General features: G+C 54.5%; 18 protein-coding genes. 3 read left to right on the forward strand and 15 right to left on the reverse strand.

Features of this window, described 5'->3' with window-relative positions; genetic code table 11:
* Window positions 1-65: 65 nt before the first annotated feature.
* The 9 genes from FD19_RS02915 to FD19_RS02955 are packed head-to-tail and all read right to left on the reverse strand — an operon-like array spanning window position 66 to window position 6,198.
* Window positions 66-626 (reverse strand): DUF177 domain-containing protein, encoded by a 561-nt coding sequence (locus tag FD19_RS02915; RefSeq protein ID WP_054749563.1) that lies wholly within the window; start codon window positions 624-626, stop codon window positions 66-68.
* Window positions 619-1,788, reverse strand: a complete 1,170-nt coding sequence (locus FD19_RS02920; RefSeq protein WP_056969078.1) for a nucleotidyltransferase — start codon at window positions 1,786-1,788, stop codon at window positions 619-621. The genes FD19_RS02915 and FD19_RS02920 overlap by 8 nt, the downstream gene beginning before the upstream one ends.
* A gap of 47 nt (window positions 1,789-1,835) precedes the next feature.
* Entirely contained in the window at window positions 1,836-2,573 is a 738-nt protein-coding gene (locus FD19_RS02925) for a class I SAM-dependent DNA methyltransferase (protein ID WP_054749565.1), read from the reverse strand.
* Window positions 2,570-2,932, reverse strand: coding sequence for a ribosome silencing factor (gene rsfS, locus FD19_RS02930; RefSeq protein ID WP_056969079.1), 363 nt, complete (start codon window positions 2,930-2,932; stop codon window positions 2,570-2,572). Before rsfS ends, FD19_RS02925 begins: the two co-directional genes overlap by 4 nt.
* The gene (yqeK, locus tag FD19_RS02935; protein WP_056969080.1) at window positions 2,929-3,534 is read right to left on the reverse strand and encodes a bis(5'-nucleosyl)-tetraphosphatase (symmetrical) YqeK; all 606 of its coding nucleotides are present in this window, start codon (window positions 3,532-3,534) and stop codon (window positions 2,929-2,931) included. Before yqeK ends, rsfS begins: the two co-directional genes overlap by 4 nt.
* Window positions 3,521-4,186 (reverse strand): nicotinate-nucleotide adenylyltransferase, encoded by a 666-nt coding sequence (locus FD19_RS02940; RefSeq protein ID WP_054749683.1) that lies wholly within the window; start codon window positions 4,184-4,186, stop codon window positions 3,521-3,523. Before FD19_RS02940 ends, yqeK begins: the two co-directional genes overlap by 14 nt.
* A gap of 14 nt (window positions 4,187-4,200) precedes the next feature.
* The gene (locus FD19_RS02945; RefSeq protein WP_056969081.1) at window positions 4,201-4,518 is read right to left on the reverse strand and encodes a YhbY family RNA-binding protein; all 318 of its coding nucleotides are present in this window, start codon (window positions 4,516-4,518) and stop codon (window positions 4,201-4,203) included.
* 38 nt (window positions 4,519-4,556) lie between these two features.
* Window positions 4,557-5,681, reverse strand: coding sequence for a ribosome biogenesis GTPase YqeH (gene yqeH / locus FD19_RS02950; RefSeq protein WP_056969082.1), 1,125 nt, complete (start codon window positions 5,679-5,681; stop codon window positions 4,557-4,559).
* On the reverse strand, window positions 5,668-6,198 hold the full coding sequence (locus tag FD19_RS02955) for a YqeG family HAD IIIA-type phosphatase (protein ID WP_056969083.1): 531 nt from the start codon (window positions 6,196-6,198) through the stop codon (window positions 5,668-5,670). The genes yqeH and FD19_RS02955 overlap by 14 nt, the downstream gene beginning before the upstream one ends.
* 236 nt (window positions 6,199-6,434) lie before the next feature.
* Here FD19_RS02955 and FD19_RS02960 point away from each other — a divergent pair, with 236 nt between their 5' ends.
* The 3 genes from FD19_RS02960 (at window position 6,435) to trpX (ending at window position 9,471) form a co-directional block, all read left to right on the forward strand.
* The gene (locus tag FD19_RS02960; protein WP_054749567.1) at window positions 6,435-7,079 is read left to right on the forward strand and encodes an HAD family hydrolase; all 645 of its coding nucleotides are present in this window, start codon (window positions 6,435-6,437) and stop codon (window positions 7,077-7,079) included.
* Between the two features lie 17 nt (window positions 7,080-7,096).
* Complete coding sequence (locus FD19_RS02965) at window positions 7,097-8,056, forward strand: NADP-dependent oxidoreductase (RefSeq protein WP_056969084.1); 960 nt, start codon at window positions 7,097-7,099, stop codon at window positions 8,054-8,056.
* A gap of 422 nt (window positions 8,057-8,478) precedes the next feature.
* Window positions 8,479-9,471, forward strand: coding sequence for a tryptophan ABC transporter substrate-binding protein (gene trpX / locus FD19_RS02970; protein WP_054749571.1), 993 nt, complete (start codon window positions 8,479-8,481; stop codon window positions 9,469-9,471).
* 193 nt (window positions 9,472-9,664) lie between these two features.
* On the opposite strand, the gene FD19_RS02975 is transcribed toward trpX, so the two are convergent.
* The 6 genes from FD19_RS02975 to FD19_RS03000 form a co-directional block, all read right to left on the reverse strand.
* Window positions 9,665-10,495, reverse strand: coding sequence for a DNA/RNA non-specific endonuclease (locus FD19_RS02975; protein WP_054749573.1), 831 nt, complete (start codon window positions 10,493-10,495; stop codon window positions 9,665-9,667).
* Window positions 10,496-10,732: 237 nt separating this feature from the next.
* On the reverse strand, window positions 10,733-11,089 hold the full coding sequence (gene rplT / locus FD19_RS02980) for a 50S ribosomal protein L20 (protein ID WP_054749576.1): 357 nt from the start codon (window positions 11,087-11,089) through the stop codon (window positions 10,733-10,735).
* Between the two features lie 52 nt (window positions 11,090-11,141).
* On the reverse strand, window positions 11,142-11,342 hold the full coding sequence (rpmI, locus tag FD19_RS02985) for a 50S ribosomal protein L35 (RefSeq protein ID WP_054749578.1): 201 nt from the start codon (window positions 11,340-11,342) through the stop codon (window positions 11,142-11,144).
* A gap of 27 nt (window positions 11,343-11,369) precedes the next feature.
* Complete coding sequence (gene infC, locus FD19_RS02990; RefSeq protein WP_156321835.1) at window positions 11,370-11,900, reverse strand: translation initiation factor IF-3; 531 nt, start codon at window positions 11,898-11,900, stop codon at window positions 11,370-11,372.
* 213 nt (window positions 11,901-12,113) lie between these two features.
* Entirely contained in the window at window positions 12,114-12,944 is an 831-nt protein-coding gene (locus tag FD19_RS02995; protein ID WP_054749580.1) for a YitT family protein, read from the reverse strand.
* 414 nt (window positions 12,945-13,358) lie between these two features.
* Entirely contained in the window at window positions 13,359-14,222 is an 864-nt protein-coding gene (locus FD19_RS03000) for a sortase domain-containing protein (RefSeq protein WP_054749581.1), read from the reverse strand.
* Window positions 14,223-14,445: the final 223 nt, after the last annotated feature.

Consider the following 14,445-nt stretch of genomic DNA (forward strand, 5'->3'; position numbering starts at 1 on the left):
GCAGACGGTGCAAATTGCTCTTCCCTTATCGTATCAGAATTGTGACCGATTGCAACGTGTGACCTTTACTTTTTGTTAGCGTCATCGTCGCTGTCGTCAAACATCCCCGCTAACTTGGCAAAGGGACTCCGCGCTTCTTTGGCCGCCTGTTGCTGCTTTGCGTACTCCTCGTCAGTGATCAAGCCCCAGCCATCCCCACTTGGTAGTGTTGTGGCATGCTGCTCTTCGGCGGTCAATACCCGGCTGGGCAGTGCCAGCAATAGGTTGTCGCCAACGCTCGGTAACAAGTCCAGGTGGTCCGCCGCTAATGGCAACACCAAGTCATCTTCGTCATACTGGTCAGCGTGCGCCGGATTCGTCAAGTACACTTCATCATAGGTAAAGTGCAATGGCACCTGTACCGGCGTCAGGCTGCGCGTGGAGGGCAGGGTCACCGTCGTGGTGATGGTGACGTTCACCGCAAAGTCCCCGCGACTATAAAAGACGTACCCGTCAACTAGGACGGCTGCCAGGTCCAAAATATCCGCGTTCCGGGACATCAAATCCTGTTTGATGTCTACGGTCTCCTTAAATTTTAACGGTTCATCTTGGTACTGAGTTAACGTACTCGTTGACCAATTAAGCATTATTTAAATCCTCCATGATGGGCACGCGCCCATAATTCTGTTCGTACCCCGTCAGGGTACTGATCAAGGCGTCCGCCCGGTCGATTAAATCAAACGATCCGTCCGGCTTCAGCATATCACGGCTGACGCGGCTCACTAAGGGCAATGGAGCTTGCTTCTTTACTTGTTTCAGGTAAGCTCGCCCGACCGCGTTAAAGCCCAAAATATGCACGTTGCGTTGACGGCGGGCCGCCACCACGTCCCCGTGCCGCAAATTCAACGTGATGGCCAAAGCCAGTCGCCGCAACCGCGCGTAAGTATAACGTTTTGATTTTGCCCGCCGGAGCAGGTCGTCAAAGTCATGGGCACCAATTGCAGCGGCGCGCAACCGGTGCTCTAGTCCCTCGGTCGCCTGGTCAATGGTAGCCAATTCATCAAGGCTAGCAGTTTGTAACCGGTAGCGTAGTAAGGGCCATAACTGCCGCCACGCCAAGATCGGACCTTGGCGTAACGCGGTGGCCGTAGCGGCCGGAACTAATGCCCTAACATCAGCCCCAGCGTGTACTCGCTCTCGGATGGCGCTGGCACTAGCCATAGTGGTGCCAGCCACAGCTTGGGGCTTAGCGGCATCGTGGTCAACGCCCGCCCGGCCAAACGGTAACAGCGTGAGCGGATGAGTCAACGCTAAATTAGCCATCGCGTAACTGACGCCCAACATCTGGTTGGGCGCCTTCACTGCATGACCCGTAACAGCCGTCATCGCTGCGGCCAACTGGCTGGCATAGGTCTGGGTATAGTCGTGAAATTCGTCACGCCGTTGACCCATCATGGCGTGCATCCGCTCGGCCAACTGCGCGTAATCCAACTCGGGCGCTTCAGTCCCAAAGGCTAGTTGCGACACACCCAACGCGCTTAATTGGGCCAATGCACCAGCCGCAAACTGATTGCCCGACTGCACGGCATCATACACGGGCAATTCCACCACCAGGTCCGCCCCAGCAGTGAGGGCCAAACGGGTGCGTGTCCACTTATCCAGGATGGCCGGTGCGCCCCGCTGCACAAAGTTGCCACTCATCACCACCACCACGACATCCGCAGCGGCCCGCCGACGGGCAACCTGTAGGGCGAACACGTGTCCGTTATGGAGCGGATTAAATTCAGCAACCACGCCTACAGCCTGCATGGCTTTCCCTCCTAATACCATGGTTCAATAAGTTTAATACCAATAAATTAGCCCTTAACCGCACTGAAAAACCAGCGGGTACTATCGGCGGCAACCGCTTGGCGGCCAAAATCTGCGGTCACCTGAATATCAGTAAATCCAGCCGCCACCAACGCGTCCGTGAAGTCACTAATGGGATACGTTCGCTCCTTATGCGTTTCAATGAAGGGCTTGTAGGCATCCAGGTTCTCCTCATACACAAAGAACGTCAGGTCGTGCTCGACCGAGTGTGGTACCTCGCCAACGTAACTGTGCCACATGAAAGCATAATCTTCGGTCTGATAGTTGTACATGTATCCCGGGAAAACATCGTCCATCTGGTGTAACGAGTGGGCATCAAACATAAAGCGCCCACCCGGACGCAGCACGTGCGCCACCTGCCCAAAGGTGGTCTGTACGTCCGCCAGATCTGGCATGTAGCATATTGAGTCATCAAAACACGTCACCACAGCATAGGGACCAATGTCGCCCAAGTAGCGCATATCGGCCTGGATGATGGGCAAGTCGACTCCGGCGGCATCCATCTTAGGACCCGCCAGCGTCAGCATATCCTCACTGAGATCGGATAACGTCACGTCGTAGCCCGCTTGTTGTAATGCCACCGCCAGGGTGCCACTACCACCAGCCAGTTCCAGCAATGGTTGCCCGCTGGGTGCCACCTGCGCGCGCACGTAGTTTAGCCAGTCATCGTAGAGGGTGTCGTCCATTAACTGGTCGTACACCTGTGCAAAGCTGGTATAAATCATTCAGCAGCCATCCATTCCTGTACGTCGACCATTGGGGCATCCTGCCAGAACTGTTCCAGGTTGTACTGCTTACGTTCGTCTGGGGTAAAGACATGAATGACTACGTCGCCAAAGTCCATCAGGATCCACTTGGACCCCTTCCGGCCCTCAATACTGCGGACTTGCACACCATCGATGGCCAACTGGTCCTCAATATTGTCCACAATTGCCATCACCTGGCGCTCACTGTTACCCGTGATGATGAGAAAGTAGTCGGCCAAGAGGCTGACCTTACTCATGTCCAATGCCACGATGTCCTCACCGCGCTTATCGTCAGCCGCCTTGACGGCCGTCGCTAAAATCTGCTTACTATCTGTCATTTGTTCTCCTTTGTGACTAATGCGTTAAATGTTTTCAAAGTTAGGGGATACACTAATTGATGCCGTCCGATCAAGTACGTCAGGGTGCCTTGGAGTTCCGCAATGGTCGCGGCTGTCAGGCTATGTTGGGCCAACCGCCGCGCTTGTACCTGCATCGGTAGGTGCCGCAATGGCTCGATGTAATCCGCGACAAACGTCGTCATGTCCAGGGGCGTCATATGCGGGTTCCCCGTCGTGTGACGTTCAATGGCTTGCAATACCTGCGCATCATCGATACCTAGCTCCCGACGAATGAAGTACGTACCAACGACCCCGTGCCAAATCCCCCGGTTGTACCGCAACAGCTTATCACTATAATCTTCCCGTTGAATCACCCGCAGGTAATCAGCAACTGGAACCTGTTTGGCGTAGTCGTGCAACAAGCCAGCAAGTCCGGCCCGGTCCACGTCCAAGCCAAAGCGGACAGCCAAATCACGAGCCGCCGCCTCCACGCGCACGCAATGATCAAAGCGGGATTGGTCCAGCCGGTCGTGCATCCGCGTCAAGATTTCCGTCCGGCTCAAGCCGTGCGTCAAAGTCGAGGGATAACTAATCTTCGTCAAGGTATAGTCCCTCCTTCCGGATGTAAGCCTCCACACAGTCGGGTACCAGGTAACGGATGCTCCGCCCCTTGGCAACCCGGTGCCGAATGGCTGTAGAAGTAATGTCGAGTAACGGGGCGTCGACCCACAGTACCGGGTACTTGCTGTTAGGCGGATAACCCGGGCGCTTGACCCCCACAAACTGCACCATTTTAGCCAACTGGTCAATGTTTTTCCAGGTCGGCAGGTAGTTTACCATGTCGGCACCAATGATGAAGTAATAATCGGTGTCGGGATGCCGCTGGCGCAGATAGCGCATGGTGTCGTAAGTGTAACTGACGCCACCACGCTCGACCTCGCACAACTCCAAATCAAACAACGGGTTATCATGAATCGCCGCTTGTAACATCTCCACCCGGTACTTCGCATCAATTGCCGTCTTGGTATCCGCGTGCGGTGGTGTGGCATCCGGCATGAAGTAAACTTTACTCAAGCCCAACTGGTTAGCAACCTGATCCGCCATGACGAGGTGACCGGTGTGCACTGGGTTGAAGGTGCCCCCAAACAAGCCCACCTGCTTGCGGTGATTATCACCCAGTACCTTAGCCCGGACCTCGGCGACCACTTCCGCACTAATTAGCGGCTGCGTTAGCTTGACTGTCTGTGATTGCATCCGTGCCGTCATGTTTAGCGCCCCAGTTCGTTGACCTGTTCTGACAAGTGCCGGTGGTCGGGATTAGCCGCCACTTTATACACCACGACCATGCGCCCGATCGTCTGCGCAATTTCCAACCCGGGCAAAGCCTGCTGGAGGTAACTCCCCACGTCTTTGGGCCCATACTCAGCCGTCTGCAGCAAACTAATCTTGACCAACTCGCGTGCTTCAACAGCCGCGGCCACTGACTGGACTAACTGGTCGGTCAGCCCGTTTTTGCCCACGTTGACCAAGGGTTTCATGGTCATGGCGCGGCTACGCAGAAAATGCTTTTGTTTTCCCGTTAACATAGTTTCTTTGCTCCTCTAATGGTGCTCATTGTCATTAATTAAATCAACGCCGGACGTATCAGTACGTCGACCCCTTCCGGAGCGTAGCCGGCAACGGTCACACCGGCTGGCACCGTGATCCAGCCTAACCCGGCAAAAACGAGGTCAGATTCTTCTTTGGGGGTGAACTCCGTCCGCACCAATGGCGGGAAGTCCGCCAAATCCTCGGGACGCGGCGGTTGTAATAACTGCCCCCGCTGGCGGTCATAGAAGTCGTCGGCGTTACTCAACTTGGTGCGGTGCACCAACAACTGATTATCCACGTACGCGGTAAAACCTGACCGCGGACCGTGCACAAAGTCAAAGCGGGCCAGTCCCGCCAGGAACAGGGTTTGCCCCGGCTCGAGCTGGAAGGTTTTCGGCCGAATTTCCTTGGTTGGTGCCACCAGCTTGAGGTCCTTAGCGCTCAAGTAATGCGCCATCTGGTGCCGGTGAATGATCCCCGGGGTATCTACCAACCCATGACCATCGTCCAACGCAATGCGAATGCGGTCCAAAGTCGTGCCCGGGAACCGTGAAGTGGTGATGAGGTCCTGCACCCCGCTGGTTTGTTTAATAATGCCGTTAATCAGGGTGGACTTGCCCGTATTCGTGACACCCACAAAGTAGACGTCCCGATCCCCGCGGTACCGGTCGATAACCGTCAACAAGCGGTCAATATCCGCCGGCTTTTTAGCACTCATCAGCACGGTTGACACTGGCCGAAGTCCCTGACTGTGTGCCTGAACTTCCAACCAGTTGCGCACGCGCCCCCGCCGGATGGAACGGGGTAACACGTCAGCTTTGTTGCCGACCAGAATCACGGGGTTATCACCGACGAACCGGTGTAGCCCGGGAATCACACTGCCATTAAAGTCGAAGATATCCACGACGTTAACGATCAGCGCGTCTTCCTGCCCAATCGTGTTTAGTAGCCGCAGAAAGTCGTCGTCCGTTAACGATACCGGTTGAATCTCATTATAATGGCGTAATCGGAAGCAGCGTTGGCAGTAGATCTCCGTGTCGTCAGGGGTCACTTTGGCCAACCTGGCCGCCGGTAAATACCCCGCCGCTTGCGGGTCGGTCGTCTGTAGGGCCGCCCCGCAGCCAATACAATACAGCGTTTCGGTGTTACTTTCGGGCATTAATATCCTCCTTGTATTCCAAGCGTCCGCGCAGACGCATTCCCAACATGATAAATTGCTCAAAGAACCGGTTAATGCGCGTGTTCCATTGGTCAGTCTGCACTAACGGCCGCACCAAGACAGTCCGCACGTGCGCCAGGTTACCCGCAATCATGTCGGTCAAAATCTGATCCCCAACCATAATGCATTCGTCCGGCTGCAAGTGCAGACGCCGCATCGCCTGTTTGATCCCCGTTGGTAACGGTTTGAGCGCCCGCGACTGGTGGGGCAGATCTAAGCGTTGTAGCGCACGGCTCACCCTCTCCTCGTTATTGTTAGAAACCACCATGACGATGATACCAGCCGCCTGCATGGCTGCTAACCAGTCACGCAGTTGCGGGGTACCGTCGGGGTTATCCCATGCAATCAGCGTGTTATCCAGATCAGTCAGCACGGCTTTAACACCCTGGTTTTTTAGCGTTGCCGGCTTGATGGTGTAAATGGCACCGACCAGCCATGTTGGGGTTAGTAATGACAAAGTTCTTTCTCCTCGTCTATCTATACATATATCACTTCATTATACCCAATAACCTCGTATTGTGCGAACCCCGCAACCACGTGGACCCACCCGCGCATCCACACAACTAAACAATTGGTTGAAACCACCCAAAAATGCAATTAGCCCGTGTGAATTACTTGGCCCCGTCCCCGCAATAGGTTATGATGATGGTAAGCGGTTACAGTGACGTAAAACCGCCCTAGGAGGTGCACATTATGTACGCGACTATTTTATTTGACATCGACGGCACCATTATCGATACCGAGGACGTCATCATTGGTGCGCTGCAAGACGCGCTCGTCCAAACGATCGGAATGCACAAGACCCACGATGAGCTACTTTATTCTTTGGGGATTCCCAGTGACCAAACGCTGAAAGCCCTCGATCTCACTGCAACCGAGCAGAAGCAAGTCGACAAGGTGTGGACCGAATTAACTGCGGACCGGCAGACACAAGTTCACGTATTCGCCAACATGCGGCGGACCCTGGCCCACTTGCAACACCGTGGGATCATGATGGGTATCATCACCGCCAAAACGGCGAGTGAGCTGGAACACGAATTTACTTGGTTTGGCCTCAACGACTACTTCGACACCATCGTCACCTACTCACCGGACATTGCGCCCAAGCCGGCACCCGATCCGTTGCTCCGCGCGCTGGCGGAATTGCCAGCTGACCACGGCCGGACGTTATACATTGGTGATACCGTGACGGATATGCAGAGTGCCAAAGCTGCACACGTCGACTTTGCCGTGGCCACCTGGGGGGCACATAACCTGGCTGGCTTCACGGATGCCGACCATTTTCTCACACGGCCAGAATCAATTCTCGACCTGGCTGATATGACTGCACACGTATAACGAAGAAGGAGATCCATATGTTACGCTTCGGTTTCAATCAATTTGGTGGGCCTGAGGTCTTTACGACCATTGAGGCCCCAATTCCCCAACCCCATGATGGGCAGGTCCAAATCCGCGTTTTGGGTTTTGGCGTCAACCCTTACGATGCTGCTTTGCGTTCAGGCGCTGCCGCTAAGGACCGGCCCCTAGATTTCCCCATTGTGCCCGGCGTTGATGTGGCGGGAATCATCACTGCGATTGGCCCCGGCGTCACTGACCTCACCGTGGGTGACCAAGTGCTGAATTACCGGCCACTCGGTGGTTACAGCGAGTACGTGCGCGCAAGCGTGAACAAAGTCGCCCGCATCCCTGATGGTATTCCTGTGGTTCAAGCTGCCGGGTTACCACAGTCCACGGTGGTGGCCCACACCATTCTCCGTGAGCTGCTCCAAATTCAACCCGGCAACACCATCGCGGTCATCGGAGCCGCTGGGAGTGTCGGGAGCATCGTGCTCCAACTGGCCCACTACCTGGGGCTCCGGACCATTGCCATTGCCCACAGCCACCACCACGAGACCCTGACTAGGTTCAATCCGGACGAAATTGGTCATTATGATCTCGAAGACGTCGGTGCGCGCTTTACCAACCAGGCAGACTACGTGGTCAATGCCAGTGCCGGGGGTAACGATCATGGTGTCGGGGTACGAATGCTGAAACGCAAAGGGCAATACGTGAGTGTGGCCTTCAGCACCGTCGATAAGACCGTCAAACCCAGCGCGACCTACCTGCAAGTAGGCGTGGGGCCCCGGCCTGATGTACCCGCGGCGTTTGCCCTCTTACAAGCCGCCAGCGCATCCGGCGAAGGTATCCGCCTACCAATTGCCACCAAGTTGCCGATGACGTTGGCCGGCGTCATCGCGGCCCACGAATTGATTTTAACCCGCCACGGCGCGGGCAAAATTGTATGCGTGGCCCCCGAACTAGAGGAAACCGACTAACTGGCAACGAGCGCACACCCGCAATTACGTCTTGGTTGACTGGGTAAAAAATTAATTTGATCATTACCAAAATTTATACTTGACACCTAGTTTGGGCCCTGCGTATACTAGGGCCAATTAATCAACGAAGGAGGACGTCACGATGCGTAAACACACACAAAGTTCAATCAACCTTTCATGGCAAAGCTGGCGCTAGTCGGTTGTGTTCGTTTCGGACGGATACAGCCTGGCAAACAGGATTGTATCCGCGCCGGCAACTTTTGTGTGACATACGCACAAGCCTGTCCGCGGAATCCGCGGCAGACTTTGGCGGCCCGAACAATGAGGGGCAAACCAGAGTAACTGCTGGTTTGCCCCTTTTTTGTACCCACAAAAGTTGGTCGTGATCAATCGGGGGTGTCCACCCCGTCATGGAGGAAAATATGATGAAGAAGTTTACTACCGCACTACTGACCATTACTACCCTGGCCGTGGCCGCCTTGGTCGGCATCCACACGCAAGACGTTCGTGCCACTAGTGTCCCCACCGTCGGCATCTTGCAACAGCTAGAACACCCCGCGTTGGACCAAATCCACAAGGGCGTAATCAAAGGTCTGGCTGAAGAGGGCTACAAGGGTAACAAGGTCAAGATTCACTTTCAAAACGCCCAGGGCGACCAGAGCAACATCAAAACTATGAGTGACCGCTTTGAAAGCCAGCACGTTGACCTTACCGTCGGCATTGCGACTGCCGCGGCGCAGGGCCTCGCTAGCGCTGCCAACGGTCAACATCCCGTCATCCTGGCCGGCATCACCGATCCAGTGGGCAGCAAGCTGGTCAAGTCGGATCAGCATCCTGGGGCCAACATCACCGGGACGTCCGGTGATTCCCCTATCAGTCAGCACCTGAAATTAATTAAAGAAATTGTACCGCACAGCAAGCAAATCGGCATCATCTACACCACGTCGGACCACGGCGGAACTTTCAACGCCAAACGCATGGCGGCACAGTGCAAGCAGGAAGGGCTCAAATACAAGCTGTACGCCATCAGTAACACCAATGATATGCAGCAGGTTGCTAGTAAGATGGCTAGTGAGTGCGACGTGATCTACGCACCACAGGACAACGGTGTAGCTGCCGCCATGAAGACCCTGGTCAACACCGCCAACAACGAGAAGGTCCCAGTCATTCCGGCGGCCGACACGATGGTCAAAGACGGTGGCGTGGCTGCCTACGCGGTCAGTCAATTCAAACTCGGCGAAGAAGCCGGCAAGATGGCTGGTAAGGTCCTGAAGGGCAAAAAGACGGCTACCTACCCAGTCAAGATGGTCACCAAGGGCCACTACGTCATCAACCGAAGTGAGGCCAAAAAGTTGGGGCTAAAACTACCCGCTAAAATCGTGAATGGCGCCAAGAAGAACGGCGAAGTCTTCTAACACGCGTAATCTAGTTAGTGGATAATTCTTCAATTACCAAACCGCCGCGCGACGCGTACCTACCAACCCCTACTGGTAGGCGCGCGTGACGCGGCGGTTTGTTTGTGGTTGCGCTAGGGCCCCCTGACCCCACAAGCTAAAGTTTTAACACCAGGGAGGCCTGCGCAGCCAGCCCAATCGATAATCAATTATATTAATTATCCAGTCCGGATTCATCCACCTTCATGGCCGCATCGGCCTGAACACTGCCATCCGTATAGTTAAACTGGTAACCCGGCTGCACGTTGAAGATGTACACGTTAAAGTTCAGCGAGCCGTCCGTCGACAGCGCCTGCGCCCAGTACCCTCGTGGCATTAATTCATCGCCACGGAAAACGGTCGTTACCTGGTAAATCACCTGCTGACCATCTTCCAGCGCCTGGCGCACTTTGCCCTCGTAGATCTGCATCAACACTTGATTGGCGTAGGCCGATTGTGTCGCTAGGTTCTTCGGGTTGTCTGAACTACCCTCGGCCCCCTGCTCATAATGGCCATCAGCGTTGATGTTAAACGTTAAGGTGTACGCAATCAGGTGACCGCGATTATAGATTTCGGTTTGACCGCTACGGTTATAATGCCAACCAGTCGGCGTCCACTCCTGGCTTGGCCGGCCAGCGCTTTTACCAAGATTAGTTTTATTCAGGTACGCCGTATTCGTGGTGGTGCGGTTCAGCCGGTCCAGATTGCCATAATCAATGTGGCTATTCTTCCAGGTACTGGCGGTCAAAGTACTCTGGCCGTGGTTGACCTGAATGACGGGTTTGCCGCCCGAACTAAAGGTCAGCTGAGCCAATTGCTTATAGGCCTTCTGATCCACCGCGTTGGTGCCAGTGGTCTGCGCGGTAATACTACTGGTAAGTCCGACCCGGTTCAGCACGCCGGCGAACGCGCCACTACGGTATAACCCAAACAATACAATTAAAATGACGGCAATAATGCCGCCAATCCGGCTTTTACGCGCCCGTCCGCGTCGTCTACGTGCCATGCTGTTTGCCCCCAGAAAATTGATACCTTCATCATATCACGGACACTAGGATTATGCGCCTACCTCAGTGCGGACAAGAATCACGGTCGTCGAAACGTCGTCCCCCCAAACCAAGTGATACCGCGCACTGACGAGTGATGGCTAGACAGCCAGCAAACTGCGGTATCAAAAAAGCGCATTCCCTCGGGGAATACGCTATTCATGCTGCCAACCAAAGCAATTGGCACCACGATTTGATTACTTGATGGCTGCCTTAGCGGCATCAGCGACCGCCGTAAAGCCGGCTGGGTCGTTGATGGCTAATTCGGACAACATCTTACGGTTCATGTCGATGCCGGCAACCTTCATGCCGTGCATCAACTTGCTGTAAGAAATGCCGTTCTGACGCGCAGCCGCGTTGATCCGGGCAATCCAAAGAGAACGGAATTCGCGCTTCTTTGCACGACGGTCCCGGAATGCGTAACGGTATGAAACCATCAACTGGGTGTGAGCGGCCTTAAACAAACGGTGCTTAGAACCACGGTAACCCTTAACGAGCTTCATTACCTTCTTGCGGCGCTTACGAGTAACTGTTCCACCTTTAACACGTGGCATAATTTATTCCTCCTAAAAAAACATGAACTACGAGCAGTAATTGTCGGAACAATTACTTGATACCGGAAACCATCTTCTTGATCCGACGCATGTCACTAGTCGATACCAAGCCAGACTTACGCAACTGACGACGCTGCTTCTTCGTCTTACCGTGGAAACGGTGGGATGTGTACGCGTGGCCACGCTTCAGGAGACCACTGGCAGTACGCTTGAAACGCTTGGCAGAAGCGCGGTGAGTTTTGAACTTAGGCATGATTTTTCCTCCTAAAAATATGTGTTACTACTTGTTGTCCTGGTCAGCCTTCGGGGAAAGCACTAAGAACATGCTCCGCCCGTCCATCTTTGGGTGCGTCTCAACCGTGGCAATATCTGCCGTGGCGGCCGCAAACTTTTCCAGGACTTGACGCCCAATTTCCTTATGGGTAATGGCACGCCCACGGAACCGGACAGAAGCACGCACCTTGGCGCCCTTCTTCAGGAACTTAACGGCATTGTTAAGCTTGGTGTTAAAGTCGTTCTGCTCAATCACAGGACTGAGCCGAACTTCCTTGATGCTGACGGTCTTTTGCTTCTTACGGGCTTCGCGTTCCTTTTTCTGTTCTTCGAAACGGAACTTCCCGTAATCCATGATCCGTGCTACCGGTGGCTTAGCCTTCGGTGCGACAAGGACCAAATCCAAATTTGCATCGTCTGCTAACTTCAAGGCATCCTGCTTGGACTTTACGCCCAGCTGGTCACCATTTTCGGCAATGAGGCGTACCTCGCGGGCACGGATCCCATCGTTAACCATCATATCTCTAGCTATAACGATTCACCTCCACTTAGTTTACCGAGAAAAAACAAAAAGATGGCGGGGCATAAGCGTCCCGCCATCCATGTATATCCGTACATTAGAGCCTAGAGGTCAGTGACGTGGGCGAGAAGCGGGCAACTTCTGCTTTTTCTCAACAAATAAAAGCATACCTGACCACCCCACCAAAGTCAAGCAGAACCTGAAAGTGGCGCCTGCTCCCACCAGTTGGGCTCACTGCCCCGCGTGCACGTCGGCGACCTCAGCCGAAATAATCAGTGCGTGCACGTCCAAACTGTGAATCAGCCGCACCACATCTTTGTATTCCGGCTGGTCCGTCACGACCAACAAAACGTCCCGACCGTCACCGGCGTCATCTCCTGCTACCAATACCGTCGTCACCGCCGCACCGTACGTGTCCGTAATGACCCGCATAATGGTCGGCAACTGGCGGTCACTGACCACGTGCAGCATCCGTTTGCGATCTAGCCCGGTGGCAATATAATTCATCACCATCCGCGTAATCAATAGGGAGAAGGCCGCCAAAATAAAGGCCTCCCACCCCGAAACTATAATGTTCAGTGACGACACCACGACGTCAATAACGAAAAGACTATTTTCCGTCCGTATGCCGAAGTGCTTCTTCAAAATCAGTGGCGGCACCGTCGTCCCGCCACTAGAGGCATCCACCATGTACAACATGGCAAAACCGATGGCAATCAAAATGCTGCCCACCACGATGGCGAGCAACTTATCCTGCACCACTTTGGTAATGGGTAACACCGCCATAATGACCGGCAACATTAAACTGCCATACAGGATGCGGACACTGGTGGCGCGGTCCACCAGGAAGTAAGCCAGAATGAGTAAGGCCACGTTAATGCCCATCGTGCTCAAAGCAACGGGCACGCGCCAAACTTCAAATAGAATGATAGCCAGACCGGTTGAGCCACCGGCCGCGACGCCGTGCGGGGCAAAGAACAAGTTGATGCTCACCGCAATCACCGCTAGCGCCACCGTGATAAACCCTAATCGGTACCACGCGTTAGTTTTGATTGTGCGCATATCGTCACCTCATTGGTGCTGTGCGTTGCTATTTCCTACTCCTAATTTTAGTTTACCAAGGCCAGGTGGCAATCGCCAGCGGGCATGAGCAAACAGTGAGAGACACGTGCTACCAGTAGGACCTAACTCGATCTGACTACCGATTAATACCGGGCCGCAGTCTCTCGGACTAGCTCCGCGAGTCCTCCGAGTGTCAGCGAGTACGCCCTAGGATATTCTGTTACCTAACTCGATCTGACCACCGATTAATACCAGGCCGCAGTCTCTCGGACTAGCTCCGCGAGTCCTCCGAGTGTCAGCGAGTACGCCCTGAAGGGCTACTCGCTGATCAAAACGCCGGACCCACCTCCCCAGATGGACCCGGCGCTACGCTTATTCGTCGCGGGTGTTTATTATTAGCAAATACTGTTAACATTAGCGGGCCCAAACCATGCGGTTGACCGTCCCTGACAGACACGTCTGCAAGACAATTTGTTCGCCCTGGCTAGCACTCACAATATGGTTCCATTCATCACGACCGGTATGAACATCATACCCCTGGTCGTTGACATCAGCCGTACTAGTCACGTGGTACGTCCGTACCTGACCATTAACATCGGTCACGGTCACGGCACTACCAACGCCTAGCTGGATAATTGCACCAAAGTTCGACGTGTTGTGGCCAATGATGTGGGTCGACTGACCGTCACTCACTGACAGTCGCGTCTGCCCACCCCAGGTTTCCACATAGTTACCTGCGGGCGCCGTGGTAGCACTCATGCTGCCCTGAAGAACGGGCATCGTGATACCCAGAAAGCTGATGCGCGGTCCTGCCGCGCGCGGCGTCGGAGCCGGCGTCGGTGCATGCTGGGCTGGTGCCCGAGTGGCACTCGGTGCTGGTGTCGACGTGGCTGGCTTGGCTGCGGTCGTGGTGCCAGCCGTGGGGCTCGTGGCCCCACTGGCCGTCGTTTGACTACTACTTGAAACGTTCTTGGTACTGGTGGTGGCGCCATGAATCTGACCGGCCGGGACGGTCTTGGCGTTGCCCTGACCATGCGCCTGCGTGGCGGCATTCTTGTTCGCCAACTGAACGGATACCGCTTGCTTGGTCGCCTGTTGTTGCGCACGGCGCTGCATCAGTGCGTGTGCTAATAGGTTGTCCGTGGGTGCAGGCGGTTGGAAACGACTGGTGCGGGTGACTACCGGTGATTGTGTCTGTGCATGCGGTTGACCCACCCAGAGTCCAACGGAAGCAACCATCAAGGTTACTGTACCTAATACTGCATATTTAGTTTTCATAAATAACACCCCTAAACTCACACCCCGGCGAGTTGGTTCGCGGGAATTCCGGTGTTCCCCAACACCTCCTTTGAACACCCTAATCATACTGGGCCTAGCTTATCGGAACAACTTATTTTCTGTAAGGATTGTGATAATCCGGTAAAAATGCGTAAAAAAATTGCCCTACCATAACGGTCAAGGGCAATCCCGCACAAGCTACCAGCACGATTATACCGGCAAC

This window comes from Lacticaseibacillus thailandensis DSM 22698 = JCM 13996 (genome assembly GCF_001436135.1).
Classification (GTDB): Bacteria; Bacillota; Bacilli; order Lactobacillales; family Lactobacillaceae; genus Lacticaseibacillus; species Lacticaseibacillus thailandensis.